The organism is Corynebacterium singulare (assembly GCF_000833575.1).
Taxonomy (GTDB): domain Bacteria; phylum Actinomycetota; class Actinomycetes; order Mycobacteriales; family Mycobacteriaceae; genus Corynebacterium; species Corynebacterium singulare.
On the sequence record NZ_CP010827.1, the window covers coordinates 2,219,490 to 2,238,071 of the forward strand.

Genomic DNA, 18,582 nt, shown 5'->3' on the forward strand with positions numbered 1-18,582 from the left:
CTAGGCCTCCACAGGGAAGTTTTGGGACAAGCGGTTGGCGGACATCACCACGGCCACCAGTGCGATGCCGGGCAGGATGATGAGCCACCAGGCGGTGGCCATAAAGTCGCGGCCCTCGGCAATGATGAGGCCCCACTCTGGGGTGGGCGGCGGAGCGCCGTAGCCCAGGAAGCCCAGGATGGACAGTTGCAGGATGGCGGTGCCGAACTGCAGGGTGGCTAGGGCGATGACCGGGGTCAGCGAGTTGGGCAGGATATGGCGAAGCAGCACCGTGGTGCGGGTAGCACCCGCGCCGTAGGCGGCCTCGATGTACTCGGCGTTGGCCACGGTGATGACCTGTGAGCGGGCCAGACGAGCAAAGGTGGCCACGGAGGTCGCACCCACGGCTACCGCCGCTTGAACCGATCCGAAGCCCAGCACAATGATGATGGACAGCGAGAGCAAAATGCCGGGGATGGAGAGCAGAACGTCGACGACGCGCATAAGGATGGTGTCGACGACTCCCCGCAGGGAGCCGGCCAAAAGGCCGATGAGGGTACCGACGACGAGTCCCACAGCCACGGCAATGAGCGCGCCCAGCAGAGACTGGCGGGCGCCGTAGACCACGCGGGCATAGAGGTCACGTCCCACGGCGTCGGTGCCCATGAGATGGCCATTCTCGCCCGGCGCGAGCAGGGCGACGTCGGTGCCGGCGTACGGGTCGGCGGAGGTAAACAATCCCGGCACGAGCGCGCCGAGAAACGCCACGGCGAGGATGATGATGGCAATAATCGAGCCCGGCGCGAGCCAGGGGTTGCCGTGGCTCGTAGCGCCGCGGCGATGAGCACGGCGGGCTTTGGTGTGCATCAGGGTCATGAGCGCACGGTCCTTTCTTCAGAGCTGGCGGTCGGGTCTGCGGTGCTGGTCGTACGGAAGGCGCGGGCGGCCGGGCGATTGGTGGAGCTGGGGCGCAGGCGCGGGTCGAGCACCGGGTAGAGGAGGTCCACGACGAGGTTGATGATGATGTAGGAGGTCGCGGCAATAAGTACCACGGCCAAAAGAACCGGGGTATCGCGGTTAGCCACGGCCTGAGCTGTCATGTAGCCCAACCCGGTGCGGCCAAAGACGGTCTCCGTCACCACGGCCCCGCCGACGAGCTCACCGAAGAGCAGGCCCGCCATGGTCAATGTCGGCAGCAACGAGTTACGCAGGATCGTGCGCCAGAAGATCCACGACTCCGAGGCACCACGCGCCCGCACCGCTTGGACAAAGGGGCGCGACTGCGTCTCATCAATAGAGCGGATCAGCACCTGGATGAGCGGAGCAGTCATCGGCACGGCCAGCGTGAGCGTGGGCAGGATGAGGCCCTCCACGCTGCCAGGCTCAATGATGCGCACCCAGCCGAGCTGGAAGGAAAAAACCTGGATGAGCAGGATACCGATCCAAAATCCCGGCAGCGAGACCATGAGGGAGGGCAGGCCGCGGAAGAAGGTCGCGATACCTCCCAAGCCCGGAAGCGTTGCCAGAAAGGCCACGAGCACGGCCACGATGATGGCCAGGCCAATGGCGCAGGCGGCGAGGATGAGGGTGTGGGGGAGGGCGTCGGCAATGAGCGTAGCCACCGGCGCACCCGACTGCGTGGAGTTACCAAAATTACCGGTGAGGAAGCCACCGAGGGCGGTGAAGTACTGCACCATGAGCGGCTTGTCGACGCCCATCTCCTCCCGGATAGCGTCAATCTCCGCCTGGGACAACCCCAGGGCGGGATCGCCGAAGCGCGACTGCACTGCATCCGACGGCAGCGCCGAAAGGAGGAAGAAGGCCACAGTGTAGGTAATAAGCAGCACGATGAGCGCTTGCCCGATGCGGCTGAGAATCTGGCGAGTAGTCATTTATTCCTCCTCCTCATTCTTTGCCGCGCCCTGCGGCTCGGCGTCGATGCTGACCTCGTAGAACCACGGTCGCGCCACCGACTCCGGGCTAAAGCCCGACACCTCCGGGCGCACGGCGTAGACCACGGGTTCCTCAAAAAGCGGCAGGGCGTAGGCCTGCTCGGTGATGTAGTCCTGAACCTTCTCCGTGGCCTTGACTCGGCCTTGAGTATCGGGGGTGTCGAGGACGGCGTCGAGAAGCTGCTGCAGGTGGGCGTCGATGGGGTTGCCCTCGTCATCCTGATTGAGGAAGGCATCGCGATTATTGATGCCATAGAAGGAGGTGATGACGTCGTAGTCCGCGCGGCCGACCATCGAGTGGTACATCTGCACCTTGGTGATGTCCTTGGAGTCTGCGTTCTGCGTGGCCTGGTCACCGGCGTTGACCTGAATGTCAATGCCAATACCGCGCAGCTGATCCTGGACCATGGTCATGACCTCCTTGGAACGCGGCTGCGGCAAGGCTGTGTTGGTGCGCAGGCTCAGGCGCTTACCGTCCTTGACACGGATGCCGTCCGGGCCCGGCTCCCATCCGGCTTCGTCGAGAAGCCTGCGCGATTCCTCCGGATCAAAGGTGTAAGCCGCGGACTGATCCTTATAAGCCAGACCGGTCTGCGCCACGGTCGAGGTGGCCAGCGGGTAAGAATCGGAGAAGAGCACGCGGAGGATTTCCTCGCGGTCGACACCGTGGATAATCGCCTCGCGTACGCGCTTATCTCTGAGCAGCGGGTGGTCGAAGCGGAAGGCGAACTGGTTGTTCATCGAGTTCGTACCGCGCGAAACAATGTTAATGCCCTGCTCTTCAAGCAGCGATTCCTGCGGGGCGGAAATCTGGCGGGCAATATCGGCCTGGCCGGAAACAATTGCGCCGGTGCGCACGGACTCTTCGGCGGCGAGGATGTAGTGGATGCCGTCGATAGCCGCGCGGCCCTGGTGCTCAACTGCTGGCGGCGCCCAGTCATAATCGTCGCGGGCTTTCAGGATGAGGTCGGTGCCAATGGACTCCGATTCCACCACGAAAGGCCCGGAACCAATGACGTTGACCGCATTGCCGGGGCCGAAGCCTTCGTTGTCGAGCTCGAGTGTTGAATCGGACACTAGGCCGGCGTTATAGGCCGACGTAGCTTGGAGGAAGCCCGGGGAAGGTTTGGTGAAGTAGAACTTCACGGTGTCCTCGTCCACGACCTCGCCGCGGTCATAGTTAGCAATCTGCTCGGAGCTGGTCAGCGTGCGGGACTTGTCGCCGCGACCGAAGAGGTCGAAGTTGGCCACGACGTTCTCCGCGGTGAGCGGAGAGCCGTCCGAGTAGGTGACGTCCGTGCGGATGTCGAAAGTGTACTCAGTCGCATCTTCGTTGACCTTGGGCATGTCCGTGGCGATCCACGGCGAGAGCTCCAGGGTCTCCGGGTCCTGGTAAAGGAGGCGGTCAGTCAGTTGGTTGACCACGCCGCCGTTGGGGTAAAAGCCAGCCGCGGGCGGATAGAGCGTTCGGAAAAATTGCGGCTCGAGATAGGTGAGGATGTTCTCCTCTCCCGCTGGCCGGTCCGTGGCTGAGCAGGCGCCGAGCGAAGCAGCTAAACCTGCGGCCACGGTGGCGGCTAGTGCGCGTAGAGTTTTCACGGTAAGAGCTTTCAAGATAGATCGTTGACGTGCGTTCGGATTTAACACAACGCATACCGACCGGTATTATTCCACTAGACAGCACAGTCTAAAAATTGAGGTTTGATTATTATGCCCTCCATCGCCATCGTCGGTGCCGGCCCACGCGGCATCTCGCTGGTTGAGCGCCTGGCAGCACACCTGCGCGCCACTCCCCTTGCGTCAGGACTGACGCTGCACATCATCGATGACGCCCCGCTGGGCGCAGGCCGCATCTGGGATACCGAGCAGACCCGCACGCTGTGCATGAACACGCTTGCCGGCGCGGTCACCCTCTTTACCGAGCCCGGCTCCACCACCACTGCCCCGGTGCTGGAGGGGCCCATTCTCTACGAGTGGATTCAGCTCCTGCGCGGCGAGCGCCCCGACCTGTCTCCGGCGAAGCTCAAGCTGTATGATGCCTTCCCTCCCCGCGAGGACCTGGCCACTTCCTTTGCCGAGGAGCTCGAGCAGACCCGTCCGGAGTCCAACCCCTCGCGTGCGCTGTACGGCGCCTACCTGGAGTGGGTGTATGAGGTTGCGCTCGCACAGCTCCCAGACAGCGTTGAGGTAGTCCAGCACCGCGCCCGCGCGGTGTCCATCGACTCTGGGGAGGACCAGGACACCATTGTGCTTTCCGACGACTCCACCATCACCTCCGACGCCACCGTCCTCGCCTACGGTTGGCAGGTTCCCGCACTCAACGAGTCCGAGCGCGTCCTAGCGGACGCTGCACAGTCGGGTCTGCACTGGGTGCGCCCGGATAATCCCGTCGAGCAGCCGGTCAATGAGATTCCGGCCGGCGAGAAGATCCTCGTCCGCGGCCTGGGCATGGGCTTCTTCGACGTCATGGCACTACTCACCATCGACCGCGGCGGCGAATTTGTGGAAGATCCCTCCACGCGCTCTGGGCTGCGCTATGAGCCGAGTGGTGATGAGCCGCACTTCATCGTGAGCTCGGGCCGCGGCTACCCGTATATCCCGAAGTCGGAGTACCACGCGTTGCCACCGAAGGCGGCGCTGGTGCGCTTCCGCCGAGCCGTCACGGAAGTCGGGGATGGGGTGGACTTTTCCACCCAGCTGCTGCCGCACATCCTGCGCGATGCCTACGCCGAGTACTACGAGACTCAGGCACGCGTCAATCCTGAGGCGCTACAGCGCCCGCTCACCGACATCATCGCAACTATCGACGCCACCACCGTCGACGCCGCGGACTTGCGCAGCATGGCGGACCAGCTCACAACAGCGCTCGAGGGTTCCTCCACCCAGCCGCTGGATCTGGCGCACTGGACGCACCCGCTCGCTGATTTTAAGGGCGGTGACCTCACCGAATACATCGCCGAGGGGCTGGCTCGCGATATCGTCGAAGCCGTTGCAGCTGCCGATTCTCCGCTCAAGTCCGCGCTGTGGGCTATTTCCGCCGCCCGCAAGCCCGCGTCCATCGCTGGCTCAGAGGGCCGCATGACGTGGGAGTCCCGTACAAGCACGTACAAGGAGTTCATGGCGTTCGGCCAGATGGTGGGCTCTGGCCCGCCGCTGTTCCGCACGCGCCAGCTGCTCGCGCTTGTCGACGCCGGCCTCGCCACCTTCCTCGGCGAGCGCCCCCAGCTCGAGGTGGGCGAGAAGTTCACGCTGCGTACGCAGCATGGAGAAGCCTCCTCGGCCTGGCTTATCGACGCCTGGATGCACTCCCCTGACGTCCGCCGCGCCGCCGATCCGCTGGCTGTCTCCCTCAACGGCCGCGTGCGGGCCTTCGTTGACCACGGCCAGGCCACGGGCTCCCCGGAAACGACGTGGAACCGCCGCGTGGTCAACCCCGACGGCACCGAGGATCCCCGCCTGCACATCGTCGGCATCCCCACGTACGCGCAGTGGCCGGATACCACCATCTCCCCCATGCCGGGCACGGACCCGCTCATGCTCCAGGAGACCGACCGCACCGCCGGCTCCCTCCTTGCCACCCTCTAGCCCGCGCTATGACACCAGCGCCGCGAGGGTTTTAGGCTAGGGCGTCGAGAGCCTGCTCGAGGTCGGCGAGCAGGTCATCGATGGACTCGATTCCCACCGAGATGCGCACGAGGTCTGCCGGCGGGACCAGCTCGGAGCCCTCAGCGGAGATGTGCGTCATGTTCTGTGGGTGCTCGATGAGGGACTCTACGCCGCCGAGGGACTCGGCAAGTGAGATGAGCTTGGTGTTGAGACACACCTGGCGGGCATGCTCCTCACTGTGAAAGCGCACGGACATCATTCCGCCGGAGCCACGCATCTGCTTCTTGGCCAGTTCGTGGCCCGGGTGCGAGGGTAGGCCCGGGTAGAGGACTTTCTTGACCTCGGGGCGAGAGTCTAGGAACTCGGCCACCGCCTGCGCGTTGGCGCAGTGGCGGTCCATCCGTACTTCGAGGGTCTTGATGCCGCGGGCGGTAAGGTAGGCGTCGAAAGGCGAGGACACCGCGCCAACATTGCCCTGGAAGTAGAGCAGGCGCTCATCCATCTCTTCGGAGTTGGTTACTACCGCGCCGCCCAGGACATCCGAGTGGCCGCCTAGGTACTTCGTGGTGGAGTGCAGCACATGGTCCGCTCCCAGCTCCAGCGGGTTCTGCAGGTAGGGCGTGGCGAAGGTGTTGTCGACGACGATGTGGGCGTCGGACAGCGCTTTGACCGCCCGTGCCACCTCGGCGATGTCGGTGACCGTGGTTGCGGGATTGGTCGGAGTCTCGAGCCAAATAAGCTTCGTGTTCTCCTTAATCGCCGCCTCAACAGCCGCGGTGTCCGCGGTATTAACGATGGACAGCTCCACGCCCCACTCGCCGTAATCATGGTGAAGCAGGCGATACATGCCACCGTAGGCATCATTGCCCAGAATCACGTGGTCGCCCGGGCGCACGATGATGCGAATGAGGGTATCGACCGCCGCCATGCCCGTGGCAAAACAGCGGGCATAGGCGGCGTTCTCCAGTGCCGCGAGGGTCTTCTCCAGGGAGTGCACGGTGGGGTTGGCTACGCGGCCATACTCGTAGCCGCCGCGCAGCTGCGCGAGACCATCCTGTTGGAAGGTAGTGGAGGCATAGATCGGTACGTTGATGGATCCCATGTGGGGATCCGGCTGGTAACCGGCATGGATGGAACGTGAAGAAAAGCCAAGAGTGCGGTTGTCAGTCATGTCACATCAGTCTAGACCAAGCTGTTCAGTTGCGAGAGTAACAGCCTTTTTATATTCAGCACGTATGAATGCCGCCCACGTCTTCTCTAGTATCGGAAGACATCAATCGTGAACGAAGGAAAGGACATCGTGACTACTCTTAGCGCGGCCGTGGGAGTCGCAACCGACAAGTCCGGCGAAGCCGTTGATACCATCACCCAATGGTGGCAGAGCGAGGATATGCGCTCCTGGCTCGTCGATAAGCCCATCGGCATAATGCTCATCCTCCTTGTCGCCGTCATTGGCAACTGGCTACTGCGCCGCCTCATCACCAAACTGGCGGACAACAGCATCAAGAAGGGAAAGCTGAGCTCGCCCCTGTCACAACGCAAGCCGGTGAAAACCGACAAGGCCCTAGCCGCCACCAACGAGGCTCGGCGCGTGTCCCGCATCCAAACCCTGTCAGGAGTGGGCCGATCCGCCGTGTCCATCTTCGTGTGGGTCTGGGCTGCGCTAGCCATCTTGGACAAGCTCGGCGTTAACGTCGCCCCACTCGTAGCCTCCGCCGGTGTTGTCGGTGTGGCCCTCGGCTTTGGCGCCCAAGCTCTGGTCAAGGACTTCCTGTCTGGCATCTTCATGCTCATGGAGGACCAGTACGGCATCGGCGACACCATCGACTTGGGCAACGGCGTTTTTGGTGATGTGGAATCCATCTCCCTGCGCATCACCACCGTCCGCGACATCGACGGCGCCCTGTGGTACGTGCGTAACGGTGAGATCCTGCAGGTGGCCAACCACTCCGACCGTTACTCAGTCGCCCGCATCCAGGTTCCGGTGGCGCTCAGCAACGATCCGGACAAGGCGTATAACGTCATCAACGCCGCTGCTGCCGACGCCTCCCACGACCCCACCATCCAGCCTGACATCCTGGCCGAGCCTACCGTCAACGGCATGTCGGGCCTTGAGGTCGACCACATGTCCTACCGTGTATCCGTCAAGACTCTCCCTGGCAAGCAATGGGATGTTCAGCGTGCCATGCAGGCGAAAATCCTCACCGCCATGCATGCTGAGGGTATCGCTACCCCCTACCCGCGCGGGATGGCTATCTTCGACATGGAAGAATCGGGTTCAGGACACGGCCTGACGCGAAAGGACAATTAACTATGCAACCCAGCAGTGTGTACGAGGCCATCGGCGGGATGGAGACCTTTGAGAAGCTTGTCGGAGGCTTCTACGCCCAAGTGCGCACTGATGACGTCATCGGCCCCATGTACCCCGACCAGGATTGGGAAGGTGCTGAGCAGCGGCTGCTGTGGTTCCTCGTGCAGTACTGGGGCGGACCGCAGCTCTTTTCTGAGAACCGCGGGCACCCGCGCCTGCGCATGCGCCACGCGCCCTACCCCATCGACATGGCTGCCCATGATCGCTGGCTGGAGCTCATGGGAAATTCCCTGGCACAGATTGATGAGGCGACCATCCCGCCGGCCTACCGCTCCATGATCTGGGATCACATGGAGCGGGTGGCGGCGATGCTCATCAACCGCGCCCCTTAAAGGCCGAGGGCATCCTTGACCGGCTGGTGGACCAGTCCGCCGTTGCGGGTCATGAGGCCGTTGGCCAAGCCCGGGAAGCGCTCAATAGCGCCCTCGTAGCCGCCGGCTGCCAGTGCGCGCATGTACGGCAAGGTAGCCGAGCCCAGCGCACGGGTGGAGGTGTTGGCCACCGCGCCCGGCATGTTAGCCACGCAGTAGAAGAGGGTGTCGTGGACCTTAAAGGTGGGCTCGTCGTGTGAGGTCTTGTGGGAGTTCTCGAAGCAGCCGCCTTGGTCAATGGCAACGTCGACAAGCACGGCGCCCTTCTTCATGCGCTTGACCACATCCTCGCGCACCAGCTTCGGTGCCGCAGCACCCGGTACGAGGACAGCACCGATAACGAGGTCGGCCTCAAGGAGCTCGGCCTCCAGCGCAGCCGGATCGGAGACGATGGTGCGCACAGTGCCCTGGTACTGGTCATCGAAGCGCTGCAGCACGTGCGGGTCGAGGTCGAGCACGGTGACCTCCGCGCGCAGGCCGTGAGCCATGGCCACAGCGGACGCGCCGACCTGGCCACCACCGATAACCACGACGCGCGCCGGCTGGGTGCCCGGCACACCGGGAGCCAGCACACCGCGGCCGCCCTGAGTGGACAGCAGGTGGTGGGTACCTTCAATCACGGCCAGACGGCCAGCCACCTGGGACATCGGGGTCAGAAGCGGCAGGGTGCCGCGGGCATCGGTGACGGTCTCGTAGGCCACTGAGGTGGTGCCGGCCTTCATGAGGGCCTCCGTCAGCGGGCGGTCCGCAGCCAAGTGCAGGTAGGTGAAAAGGAGGAGGTCATCACGCAAGAAGCCGTACTCAGGCTCGAGCGGCTCCTTAACCTTGACCACCATGTCCGCAGCCCACGCCTCCTCAGCGGTGGCCACGATGGTAGCGCCGGCCTCCTCGTAGAGCTCATCCGGGAAGGACGCGCCGACGCCGGCACCAGTCTCCACGAGGACCTCATGGCCGTCCTTCACCAACGTCTGGACAGCGCTGGGAGTAAGAGCCACGCGGTTCTCGTTGTTCATGATTTCTTTAGGTGCTGCAATACGCATGAGGCAGACTCCTTTGGAGACAAAAAATTAATGGGTCCACCGTCAGCGTAACGCAGAACACTACGGTGTGAGGGCGTGATTCATTTTTCACGTCGCGGCCTCCCCCATTAGGCGTTAGGATGCTGCCAATGAGCACTATGCGCGATGTTCGCCGTTCCTTTCTCCCGCTGGGATGGACCGCTTTCGGGGGGCCTGCGGCTCACCTAGGATACTTCCGCACGGAGTTTGTCAGCCGCCGGGGTTGGCTGAGTGACTCCTCCTACGCGGACTTGGTAGCGATGTCTCAATTCCTGCCCGGCCCGGCAAGTTCCAAGGTGGGTATGGCGCTGGGCTATGGCCGCGCGGGCCTGGCCGGCATGGCGTATTCCTGGTTCCTGTTTACCTTCCCGTCGGCACTCATCCTCACGCTGTTTGGCCTCATCGTGGTGCCGAGCAGCGGTGTGGGGTGGCTCGATGGACTGCTCGCCGCGGCGGCGGGCGTGGTGGTGCATGCGATTGTGGGGATGGCCAAGAAGCTCTTATCGACGCCCACCGCCTGGGCCCTCGCCCTCATCAGTTCTGGGGTGCTACTCGTGGCCGGATCGGCCTGGCAGCTCGCAGTGCTGGCCGTCGCCGGCGTGCTTGGCGCAACGGTACTGCGCCGGTTCTTGGCGGTCACCACTGCCCCCGATATTGACAGTGGCCTGCGCAGCGTGCCAGCCGGCCTGGCGTGGGGCTGCCTAGCGGCGTTCTTCCTCCTCCTGGGTGGATTGGCTGCGGCGGCACAGGTCAGCGATTCCTACCTCCTTACCCGCGCCAACGCCTTCTACCAATCCGGCGCATTAGTCTTCGGTGGCGGGCACGTGGTGTTGCCGCTTCTTGAGGATCAGTTCGTGGGCGCGGGGTGGCTAAGCCAACAGGAGTTCTTGGCCGGCTACTCAGTGGCACAGGGTGTGCCGGGCCCGCTGTTCACCTTCGCTTCCTACCTCGGCGCGGTCGACGGCGGTCTCGGCGGCGCGATCCTCGGCACGGTGCTGATCTTCCTGCCGGGAGCTTTGCTGACGCTGGCGGCGCTGCACTTGTGGGCCCGCTGGAACCACCTGGAGTGGCTACGCGGGGCATTCGCCGCCATCAGCGCGGCCGTCATTGGACTGCTGGTCGCTGCACTGTGGGATCCGATCATTACCCACGGTGTCACCGGCTGGGCCTCCGGGCTTATTGCAGTGGCCGCGGGGGCGGCATTGTTTTTCAAGGCGCCGCCGTGGACCGTCGCGGTGGGCGCGGCCTTGGCGGGCGCGGTGCTGCTGTAACGCTCCAGGTGCAGCGCTACAGCGCTAGAACAAGGACAAGCGCGTCGAGTGGTAGACGCTGCCGAACGGCGCATCGACGCGCACCCAACGTCCCTTGCCGGCCACGCGCAGGTGGCGCGGCACGTCCATGGGAGCGGCGAAGCCAGGGATAAGCCCAAGATTGGTGCAGGCGAAAATCATGCGCATGGGGATTTCTACCTGCTGCGCAGCCACCTCCGATTCCTCGCCCGGAGTGCTCTCAACCGTGATGACGGTCTGGTTCAGCAGGCTGCTTGGCGGACCCATGGGGCCGGAGAACTGCCGGGCCAGCTGCTGTCCTTGGTCCGCGAGTTCGCGGACGACACCGACGGGCAGCGAGTCGATTTCCCGAAAGCCCTCGGCCGGCGGCAGGGCGCCCGGCCATGAGGGGTCGCGGGCAGGTCCCAGCTTCAGCACCACGGGGGAACCGGTGAGTTCGGGGTCGGGGGCGGTATGGAGGGCGTCGAGAAGCACCTGCGCTGAGACCACCGCACCGTCCCTGCCCACCGCGCCTTCGACGCGGCGGGAGGCCACGACCTCAAACGGGGTGGTCACAAACACCTCGACATGGGTACTGTCATGCTGACGCAGACGCACCGACGCTGAGGCATCAAGCCCCGTCGCGCGGACAAGGAGGGCCCGCAGCCCTACCCCACTGCCCCGCAGTTCGAGCGTTTCGCCGTCCATGGCCTAGGCGTTCTCGTCGAGTTCCACGAGCGCGTGCTCGAGGATAATGGCGCGCTCCTCCTCAGTGACCTCGCGCGGCTTCTGGGTCTCCGGGTCCATGGTGACCTGTACGCAGTCAATGACGCAGGCAACCTCGCCCTGCGAGTCCTTCACCTTCTGGCGGGTGGTGAAGGATGTTTTGCCGAGGCGCACCACGGTGGTCTCCACGGTCACGGTGCCGTGGCGACCATCCCACTTGAGGGGGCGAACATAGTCGGCCTCGATGTGGCGGACGAAGGCCACCATGTTGACGCCGCGCGAGTAGAAGTTGTGCATGGCAAATGCCAAGCGCGCCTCCTGCGCCAGCTCAATGAAGTTGGCGTTCATCATGTGGCCATACATGTCAAAATCTGACCAGCGCACACCAACGGTGAGCGCGTGGACATTATCCGTGGTTTCCTCCGACACAACATGTTGAGCAGACATTCCAGGATCCTTCCTGAGGTTGACCTCAGCGTTGGTAATGGGGATGACACCATCCCCTCGAGCAGTTAGCGGCTTAGCTTGCGGTGGGTAACGCGAGACGGACGGGCCGCCTCTTCACCGAGGCGTTCAACCTTGTTCTTCTCATAATCACCGAAGTTACCCTCGAACCAGAACCACTGGCCCTCGGCAACGTTGCCTTCCCAGGCCAGGATATGGGTACAGGTGCGGTCCAGGAACCAGCGGTCGTGGGAAATGACCACCGCACAGCCCGGGAACTTCTCCAGGGCGTTTTCCAGGGAGCCGAGGGTTTCGACGTCAAGGTCGTTCGTCGGCTCATCGAGGAGGATCAGGTTGCCGCCCTCCTTCAGCGTCAGCGCCAGGTTCAGGCGGTTGCGCTCACCACCGGACAGCACCTTGGATGGCTTCTGCTGGTCTGGGCCCTTAAATCCGAAGGCGGAGAGGTAGGCGCGGGACGGCATCTCGTTCTGGCCAACGTGGATGTAGTCCAAGCCGCCGGAGACAACCTCCCACACGGTGGACTCAGGATCAATGTTTTCACGGCCCTGGTCCACGTAGGAGAGCTTGACGGTCTCACCGACGTCGACGGAGCCGGAATCCGGCTGCTCAAGTCCGACGATGGTCTTGAACAGGGTGGACTTACCCACACCGTTCGGGCCAATTACGCCGACGATGCCGTTGCGCGGCAAGGTGAAGGAGAGGTCCTTGATAAGCACGCGGCCGTCAAAGCCCTTAACCAGGTCCTTGACCTCAACGACCTTGTTGCCCAGACGCGGCGGGGTCGGAATCTGGATTTCTTCAAAGTCGAGCTTCTTGTACTGCTCGGCCTCAGCTGCCATTTCCTCGTAGCGCTGGAGACGAGCCTTGTTCTTGGCCTGGCGGGCCTTCGCACCGGAGCGAACCCATGCGAGTTCGTCCTTCAGGCGCTTCTGCAACTTCTTGTCCTTGGCGCCAGCAACCTCGAGGCGCTCTGCCTTCTTCTCGAGGTAGGTGGAGTAGTTGCCCTCGTACGGGTAGAGCTTGCCGCGGTCAACCTCACAGATCCAGCCCGCGACGTGGTCGAGGAAGTAGCGGTCGTGCGTCACGGCCAGGACGGCACCCGGGTAGGACTCGAGGTGCTTCTCCAGCCACTGGACGGACTCGGCGTCGAGGTGGTTCGTGGGCTCGTCGAGAAGCAGCAGGTCCGGCTCGCTCAGCAGCAGCTTCGCCAACGCCACGCGGCGGCGCTCACCACCGGAGAGATTGGTCACCGGGTCATCAGACGGCGGGCAGCGTAGGGCCTCCATGGCCTGCTCAATCTTGGAGTCAACCTCCCACGCGTCGGCGTGGTCAAGCCCCTCCTGCAGCTTGCCCATCTCTTCCATGAGCTCATCGGAGTAGTTGGTGGCCATTTCTTCCGCGATCTGCTCGAAGCGCTGCTTCTTCTCGAAGATCTCACCGAGGCCTTCCTCGACATTCTCACGGACCGTCTTCTCCTCGTTGAGCGGCGGCTCCTGAAGGAGGATGCCGACGGTCTTACCCGGGTCGATGAAAGCCTCACCATTGGAGGGCTGATCGAGGCCGGCCATAATCTTCAGGATCGAGGACTTACCTGCACCGTTGGGGCCCACGACGCCAATCTTGGCTCCTGGGTAGAAGGCCATGGTGACGTTGTCCAAAATGACCTTGTCACCAATGGCCTTGCGCACGTTTTTCATCGTGTAGATGAACTCGCCCATGTTTCACCCTTTGCTTCTGTCAGGATTGGTAAATAACAGTACAAAGACTACATCACATGGGCGACGGCGGTGTTCCGCCCTTGTTTAGGCCATGACTTCCTCCGGCTCGGGAATCTCTTCGGCCGTGTTCAGCGCGTGGTGGCGGTCAGCGGCCGTGTCGAGTGGTGAGTCCTCACCGGGTTGCAGCGCGGTGGGCATCGGCTCATCCGGTGCGGGCTCCATGGGCTGTTCTGATGCCGCAGTGCTTTCCGACGCCGTGTTATCCACATCCGGCACCGGTGGGTTCTCCCCCAGCCACAGCTGTTCTTCGCCATCCTCACCGAATGCGGTACCAACCTTCACGGAGGTGACGAAGTAGCGATTGAGGTCAAGGCCAACGTGCGCAGCCTTAATGTAGGTTTTGGAGCGCCGCCCGCCATGTTGGTCAGTCCACTGGTCTGTGACGATGGACCCCATAACAAAGATGGGCATGCCCCTTCGCAGAGATTTCTTGACGTTAATGGCGCACTGGCCCCAGACCTCGGCGTCGATGAAGTTGAGGTCGAGTTCGCGCCATATGGTCTTGCCTTCATCGGTAACCTCCGGAACGCTGCGGGAGGAGGCGATGCGGAAGCGAGTCTTATACATAGTCTCGCTGATTTTGGTCAGGTGCGGATCACTAGTGAGGCGTCCGGTAAGAGAAATGGGATATTGCGACATTGCGGGTGTCCTTACATGCTGTGGTAACTCTGTGTGCGAGGAGGCGTTTCACCTCCCTTGATTCGCATCTTTGCCACCGCACACATGCCGCGCAATGCCCCGCCCGTCCGCCTGTGGATAACTTGTTGAATAAGTCAACAACTCCGGTGTTTGCCCAGGTGAAAATCCACAGGCCCCCGCTCGTTCGTACGGAATCTACTGCGGACGAAAACCTGAATCATCGCCCTCGCTGATCTGCTTCAGCATGGCGTTGTAGCTCTCAAGGTCGGCATCGCCGTCAACATCCGCCTTGGCGTCATAGCGGCGGGCCTGGGCGCGGTCCTCGCGCAACCATTCAGTAAACAACGTGCCAAACACCACGACGAGCGGGAACTGGCCAAAGCCCCAGGAAATACCACCGCCGGTGCGTTGATCCTTAATGAAGTCCGGGTTCCACGGCAAGTTGAGGGATTCGTAGAAGTCAAGCCCCAGAATGGACTGCATCTGCATGAGGTAGACGCCAGCGAAAAGGTGCAGCGGCATCGAGAAGAAGAGGATACCCAAGCGCACCTTCGTGGGCGCGCGCCACGGCAACGGGTCCGGCCCGATGACCTCCCAGTAATAGATGTAACCGGAAATCAAGAAAACCCAGTTCATGATGACGTGCCCGGCATGCTCTGAGATGGCAAGTTCATAGAAGCTCGGGAAGAGGTAAAGCATGTAGAGGAAGGCGAGGAACTGCAGAACGTTGACCGCTGGGTGCGTGAGGAAACGTAGGGTACGGGACTTGGTGAGGGCCACGGAGGCGTCGTGAAGCGTGGGCTTACCCGGCTCCCCTGGCTCAAAAGCCTCCATCACCAAAGTCACCGGCGCGCCCAGCACTAGGCACAGGGGGATGGCCATGGACAGAATCATGTGCACGAGCATGTGCATGGAATACAGTGCCGGCATGTAGAGGCCAATACCGTTACTCATAATGACCGTCATGCCCAGCGAGCCCAGCAGGAACCAGGCAGTGCGACCGCCGGGCCACGTCAACCCACGACGCTTCAGGCGCCACAGGGCATACAGGTAGAAGCCGGCCAGCACGAGCCCGAGCGAGCCGAACATGAGATCAAAGCGGAACATGGTCCACACGTTGGTGGCGGTGGGGGCGTCGACAAGCTCGTAGCCCACCAGAATCTGCATGGAGTTCAGATTCGGATCGCGCGGCGGCGGCGGTGGTGTGCGCCCCATGGAAATAGCCACGCCGACGGTGGCAGCCATGATGAAAACCTCCACGATGGAGACCCGAACAAAGAGGCGCGGTGCGCTCTCAAGCTGCGGAATCGTCACCCGGCGGTGAACAAATCCGACGGCAGCAAGCACCACCGTAAGCACAGCCTTGCTCAGCACGAGCAAGCCGTAGCGCGTAGTGACAAGGTCACTGAACTCAACACGAATGAGCGCATTGATCACGCCCGTGACTGCAAGCGCGATGATAGAAAAGAGCGCCACCGAGGAGTAGCGGCGCACGGCGACGCCCATATTCGGGCCAAGGCGACGGCCATGCGCGATGAGCCCCATGAGCCCACCCACCCACAGCATGATGAAGAAAAGGTGAATGAGCAGGGAGTTCGTTCCATAGTCATGATCACCGCCCGCCGCAGAGTGGCCCTCCATGCCGAGCGGAACAGTCAGCAACACCGAGAGGAAGAACGCCCCCACCTGACCAGCCCACGTGCGCGCAACAAATCCCACAATGGCCACCAGAGCGGCCAGCGCGGCCGTGACGAGCCAGACTTGCGACGCCGCGATCTGTCCCACAGCCATCCCCATAAGCTCCGGATTGAGAACCTTGGCGATGGGAGTGCCGGTTAAATCCGACATGACAAGGGGCACCTCAAGCAGCGCGACCACCGCGGTGCCGACAGCCGCCCATGCGCCAGTCCGGGCAGCGATATGACCGTCAACGCTCAGCCCCGCCTTATGAAGCTGCTCGTTATCGTTGTCCGGCACGGCCGGATAGATGAAGAAGGCGCTGGCCATGAAGGAGCCAATCGAGAGCGCCATGAGCATCCATGCGGCGGCCCGGAAGAATGGCAAACCAAAGGTGGTCACGCGTCCTGGGTCAGGGATGCCGAGGGCCGCGAGCGAATCCGCAAGGAAGAAGAGGGAAATAATTCCCCCCACAAGGCCCGCAAAAACGACAAAAGAAAGATGCAGAAGGCGGGAAGATCGTGCTCGCGAGGCTACTGTAGAGCTCGCCTGAACAGGCTTCTGCAAGGCCTGTGAGCTGGAGTTATCTTTCTCTTCGTGCATAGTCGGCAGTCTACCGCCAGACATGTTCTCTTACCTAAAAGGCAGCAAAGATTCAGCAATAGGGTAGGATGCACTCATGGACTCTCGTCAGCTTCACCATTTTCGCACCATCGTGGACCACGGTTCGTTCACGCAGGCTGCGGAAACACTGCGGCTTACACAGCCCTCTCTAAGCCTGACTGTGCGCAAGCTTGAAGAGGATCTCAACGTCAAATTACTTTCCCGGGGGCGTGGCGGCGTTAAGACAACAGAGGCTGGCGAATTTCTCTATGGGGTCGCCACCTCAATCGATTCGTTGCTGGCCACAGCTACCACCCGCTTAGCCGAAATCGCCGCTGGCAGCGCTGGCTCGGTCACTCTGTGCTCGGCACCTGAATTCAACTGGCTGTTTATGCCAACTGTTTTGCGCCGCATGCGCCAGCGCGCACCGCAGGTAAACGTTTCCTTAAGTGACTTAGAACCAACCGCCACGCTCAAGCGTGTATTGGATGGTTCCGTGGAGATCGGCATCATCCCGAGCACCAATCCGCAGCACTTCCAGAACCGCTATGGCGACCAGCTTGCTATTAGTCGCGCGGCAGATATGGAATTCCGCGTCGCCCTTCCGCAGCGCTTGTCCCACCTTCCGGATCCCGTCCGCTTGTCCTCCCTGACCACCGAAACATGGTTGCTGCCGCCGCGCTGGCCGGAGCTCAGCGGGCTGCCGGAGCTGCTGGATCAGCTGTGGGCTACGTCCCCGGACTGCAAGCCGGCGATTGTGCAGGAGATTTCCACGCTGCAGACTGGCCTTCCGTTGGTTGCGGGCGATTATGGCATCAGCCTGATGCCGCACACGGCCCAGGCGCTGGGCCAGCGGGGCGTACATTTTCACCGTATCGAGGAACCTCTGCCCTCAATGGAGGCACTGCTCATTTACCGCGCGGACCGCGCACTAACCCCGGCTGCACAGACACTCATCGATATCCTCTTGGACACCGCCAGCCATTCCCCGGCCGAGCTTCCCACCGATGGAGCTATCGTCGGACTGCCACCGGCTAGCTAGTTTTTCGAGCAAGTGAATAGCTAAGCTATGATGTTTCGGTAGGCCTCCATAGCTCAGCGGATTAGAGCAGTGGGTTTCTACCCCATGTGTCGCGGGTTCGAGTCCTGCTGGGGGCACGCAGGTCAGAGCCACTTTTTACCGTTCTAGCGGGCGGTGGAAAGTGGCTTTTGGGCTGTTTTGGGCACACGCAAGCATATGCTGAAGGTATGGATATCACCCTCGCTACTTTTGACCATGCCCCAGATTCTGCACTGAGGGGACGGCGCTTTTTGAATGCCTGGGCGCCGTCGGAAAGCTATGCCCAGTCACGCCGTGGAGTGCTCACCGGGCAGTATCCGCAACGCGGTGCGACAACGCGCATCACCGACGTTTTCGAGCAGGCAGAATACGAGATTCGCCAGGACGTCGAGGGTGACACGGGGGTGTTTAGGCTTCTCGAGCAACCTGAAGCCGACGCGCTCGAGCAGCTCCATGGAGTCGTGGCTGTGTGCTCATTGCAGCCCGGGGAGGACGGCACAGCCCCGATGTCACTGCTGTGGCCAGGCGTGGCTGAGGACGGCGAGAGCCATGAGCTGGTTTCTCCATTGGACCTCGCACCGACGTTGGCGGCCATTGCGGGGCTCGATGTGCGCCCCAATGCCGCGCTTTCCTTCGATGGTCTCAACCTCGTCCCGCTGCTGCGCTATGGTGCGGCTGGGCATGCGGCACTCTTCTTCGATAACGGCGTACGCATGATGGACGCCACGCTTATCGACGGCACCGCTACCCCACCCTCCGCCCTTCCGCGCCTCCAAGAGGAATGGGGGCTGTGGAAGAGCTTTATGGAGATGGGGCCGCTGCAGTAATTACTGCACGGGAATGACAACCCACAAAATCAGGTAGAGCAGGACACCAGAAAAGCCGAGAAGGGTGGCCGCTACGAAGACAATGCGAACCAAGGTCGGGTCGAGGTCGTAGGTTTCGGCGATGCCGCCGCAGACGCCTCCGATCATCGAGTCGGTAGTGGAACGGGTCAAGCGCTGGTTGTTCATGATGTTCTCCTTTCCT

At 62.3% G+C, this 18,582-nt stretch carries 17 protein-coding genes and 1 tRNA gene; 7 read left to right on the top strand and 11 right to left on the bottom strand.

From position 1 onward, the window contains the following. The 3 genes from CSING_RS10280 to CSING_RS10290 are packed head-to-tail and all read right to left on the bottom strand — an operon-like array spanning window position 1 to window position 3,530. Window positions 1-855, bottom strand: a complete 855-nt coding sequence (locus CSING_RS10280) for an ABC transporter permease (protein ID WP_042532022.1) — start codon at window positions 853-855, stop codon at window positions 1-3. Next, window positions 852-1,871 (bottom strand): ABC transporter permease, encoded by a 1,020-nt coding sequence (locus CSING_RS10285; protein WP_042532023.1) that lies wholly within the window; start codon window positions 1,869-1,871, stop codon window positions 852-854. Before CSING_RS10285 ends, CSING_RS10280 begins: the two co-directional genes overlap by 4 nt. Next, the gene (locus tag CSING_RS10290; protein WP_052471418.1) at window positions 1,872-3,530 is read right to left on the bottom strand and encodes a TIGR04028 family ABC transporter substrate-binding protein; all 1,659 of its coding nucleotides are present in this window, start codon (window positions 3,528-3,530) and stop codon (window positions 1,872-1,874) included. It abuts the gene before it with no gap. Window positions 3,531-3,641: 111 nt separating this feature from the next. Between CSING_RS10290 and CSING_RS10295 the strand changes: the two genes are divergently transcribed. Then, window positions 3,642-5,516, top strand: a complete 1,875-nt coding sequence (locus tag CSING_RS10295; RefSeq protein WP_042532025.1) for an FAD/NAD(P)-binding protein — start codon at window positions 3,642-3,644, stop codon at window positions 5,514-5,516. A 31-nt stretch (window positions 5,517-5,547) separates the two neighbouring features. Here the strand turns inward: CSING_RS10295 and CSING_RS10300 are convergent, their stop codons facing one another. Next, window positions 5,548-6,708 (bottom strand): cystathionine gamma-synthase, encoded by a 1,161-nt coding sequence (locus tag CSING_RS10300; protein ID WP_042532026.1) that lies wholly within the window; start codon window positions 6,706-6,708, stop codon window positions 5,548-5,550. Between the two features lie 126 nt (window positions 6,709-6,834). Between CSING_RS10300 and CSING_RS10305 the strand changes: the two genes are divergently transcribed. Both CSING_RS10305 and CSING_RS10310 read left to right on the top strand, forming a co-directional pair. Next, window positions 6,835-7,848: a mechanosensitive ion channel family protein gene (locus CSING_RS10305; RefSeq protein WP_407637953.1), complete on the top strand. Its 1,014-nt coding sequence runs from the start codon at window positions 6,835-6,837 to the stop codon at window positions 7,846-7,848. Between the two features lie 2 nt (window positions 7,849-7,850). Next, window positions 7,851-8,240 carry a globin gene (locus CSING_RS10310; RefSeq protein ID WP_042532032.1) on the top strand — a complete coding sequence of 130 codons (390 nt, stop codon included), beginning with the start codon at window positions 7,851-7,853 and terminating at the stop codon, window positions 8,238-8,240. On the opposite strand, the gene ald is transcribed toward CSING_RS10310, so the two are convergent. Then, complete coding sequence (ald, locus tag CSING_RS10315) at window positions 8,237-9,319, bottom strand: alanine dehydrogenase (RefSeq protein ID WP_042532034.1); 1,083 nt, start codon at window positions 9,317-9,319, stop codon at window positions 8,237-8,239. The genes CSING_RS10310 and ald overlap by 4 nt on opposite strands. A gap of 128 nt (window positions 9,320-9,447) precedes the next feature. Between ald and chrA the strand changes: the two genes are divergently transcribed. Further along, complete coding sequence (gene chrA / locus CSING_RS10320) at window positions 9,448-10,608, top strand: chromate efflux transporter (protein ID WP_042532035.1); 1,161 nt, start codon at window positions 9,448-9,450, stop codon at window positions 10,606-10,608. A gap of 24 nt (window positions 10,609-10,632) precedes the next feature. On the opposite strand, the gene CSING_RS10325 is transcribed toward chrA, so the two are convergent. The 5 genes from CSING_RS10325 to CSING_RS10345 all read right to left on the bottom strand — a co-directional run bounded on the left by CSING_RS10325 (window position 10,633) and on the right by CSING_RS10345 (window position 16,493). Then, window positions 10,633-11,313 (bottom strand): hypothetical protein, encoded by a 681-nt coding sequence (locus CSING_RS10325; RefSeq protein WP_042532036.1) that lies wholly within the window; start codon window positions 11,311-11,313, stop codon window positions 10,633-10,635. Window positions 11,314-11,316: 3 nt separating this feature from the next. Further along, on the bottom strand, window positions 11,317-11,778 hold the full coding sequence (locus tag CSING_RS10330; protein WP_042532038.1) for an acyl-CoA thioesterase: 462 nt from the start codon (window positions 11,776-11,778) through the stop codon (window positions 11,317-11,319). 65 nt (window positions 11,779-11,843) lie between these two features. Next, entirely contained in the window at window positions 11,844-13,514 is a 1,671-nt protein-coding gene (gene ettA / locus CSING_RS10335; RefSeq protein ID WP_042532040.1) for an energy-dependent translational throttle protein EttA, read from the bottom strand. 84 nt (window positions 13,515-13,598) lie between these two features. After that, complete coding sequence (locus tag CSING_RS10340; protein ID WP_042532042.1) at window positions 13,599-14,213, bottom strand: single-stranded DNA-binding protein; 615 nt, start codon at window positions 14,211-14,213, stop codon at window positions 13,599-13,601. Between the two features lie 195 nt (window positions 14,214-14,408). After that, on the bottom strand, window positions 14,409-16,493 hold the full coding sequence (locus tag CSING_RS10345) for a cytochrome c oxidase assembly protein (protein ID WP_042532044.1): 2,085 nt from the start codon (window positions 16,491-16,493) through the stop codon (window positions 14,409-14,411). 76 nt (window positions 16,494-16,569) lie between these two features. On the opposite strand from CSING_RS10345, the gene CSING_RS13360 reads away from it, so the two are divergent. The 3 genes from CSING_RS13360 to CSING_RS10360 all read left to right on the top strand — a co-directional run bounded on the left by CSING_RS13360 (window position 16,570) and on the right by CSING_RS10360 (window position 18,380). Beyond that, window positions 16,570-17,535, top strand: a complete 966-nt coding sequence (locus tag CSING_RS13360) for a LysR family transcriptional regulator (RefSeq protein WP_083280878.1) — start codon at window positions 16,570-16,572, stop codon at window positions 17,533-17,535. 42 nt (window positions 17,536-17,577) lie between these two features. Next, a tRNA-Arg gene (locus CSING_RS10355) sits at window positions 17,578-17,651 on the top strand. 90 nt (window positions 17,652-17,741) lie between these two features. Continuing rightward, window positions 17,742-18,380, top strand: coding sequence for a hypothetical protein (locus CSING_RS10360; protein ID WP_042532046.1), 639 nt, complete (start codon window positions 17,742-17,744; stop codon window positions 18,378-18,380). Here CSING_RS10360 and CSING_RS10365 read toward each other — a convergent pair whose 3' ends face one another. Then, window positions 18,381-18,566, bottom strand: a complete 186-nt coding sequence (locus CSING_RS10365) for a PspC domain-containing protein (protein WP_042532048.1) — start codon at window positions 18,564-18,566, stop codon at window positions 18,381-18,383. Window positions 18,567-18,582: the final 16 nt, after the last annotated feature.

What these genes read in the sequence shown, in the direction of transcription:
- CSING_RS10280 (WP_042532022.1), bottom strand. Translation starts at nt 855, where the DNA reads ATGACCCTGATGCACACCAAAGCCCGCCGTGCTCATCGCCGCGGCGCT.
- CSING_RS10285 (WP_042532023.1), bottom strand. Translation starts at nt 1,871, where the DNA reads ATGACTACTCGCCAGATTCTCAGCCGCATCGGGCAAGCGCTCATCGTG.
- CSING_RS10325 (WP_042532036.1), bottom strand. Translation starts at nt 11,313, where the DNA reads ATGGACGGCGAAACGCTCGAACTGCGGGGCAGTGGGGTAGGGCTGCGG.
- ettA (WP_042532040.1), bottom strand. Translation starts at nt 13,514, where the DNA reads ATGGGCGAGTTCATCTACACGATGAAAAACGTGCGCAAGGCCATTGGT.
- CSING_RS10295 (WP_042532025.1), top strand. Translation starts at nt 3,642, where the DNA reads ATGCCCTCCATCGCCATCGTCGGTGCCGGCCCACGCGGCATCTCGCTG.
- CSING_RS10330 (WP_042532038.1), bottom strand. Translation starts at nt 11,778, where the DNA reads ATGTCTGCTCAACATGTTGTGTCGGAGGAAACCACGGATAATGTCCAC.
- CSING_RS13360 (WP_083280878.1), top strand. Translation starts at nt 16,570, where the DNA reads ATGGACTCTCGTCAGCTTCACCATTTTCGCACCATCGTGGACCACGGT.
- CSING_RS10340 (WP_042532042.1), bottom strand. Translation starts at nt 14,213, where the DNA reads ATGTCGCAATATCCCATTTCTCTTACCGGACGCCTCACTAGTGATCCG.
- chrA (WP_042532035.1), top strand. Translation starts at nt 9,448, where the DNA reads ATGAGCACTATGCGCGATGTTCGCCGTTCCTTTCTCCCGCTGGGATGG.
- ald (WP_042532034.1), bottom strand. Translation starts at nt 9,319, where the DNA reads ATGCGTATTGCAGCACCTAAAGAAATCATGAACAACGAGAACCGCGTG.
- CSING_RS10360 (WP_042532046.1), top strand. Translation starts at nt 17,742, where the DNA reads ATGGATATCACCCTCGCTACTTTTGACCATGCCCCAGATTCTGCACTG.
- CSING_RS10345 (WP_042532044.1), bottom strand. Translation starts at nt 16,493, where the DNA reads ATGCACGAAGAGAAAGATAACTCCAGCTCACAGGCCTTGCAGAAGCCT.
- CSING_RS10300 (WP_042532026.1), bottom strand. Translation starts at nt 6,708, where the DNA reads ATGACTGACAACCGCACTCTTGGCTTTTCTTCACGTTCCATCCATGCC.
- CSING_RS10310 (WP_042532032.1), top strand. Translation starts at nt 7,851, where the DNA reads ATGCAACCCAGCAGTGTGTACGAGGCCATCGGCGGGATGGAGACCTTT.
- CSING_RS10365 (WP_042532048.1), bottom strand. Translation starts at nt 18,566, where the DNA reads ATGAACAACCAGCGCTTGACCCGTTCCACTACCGACTCGATGATCGGA.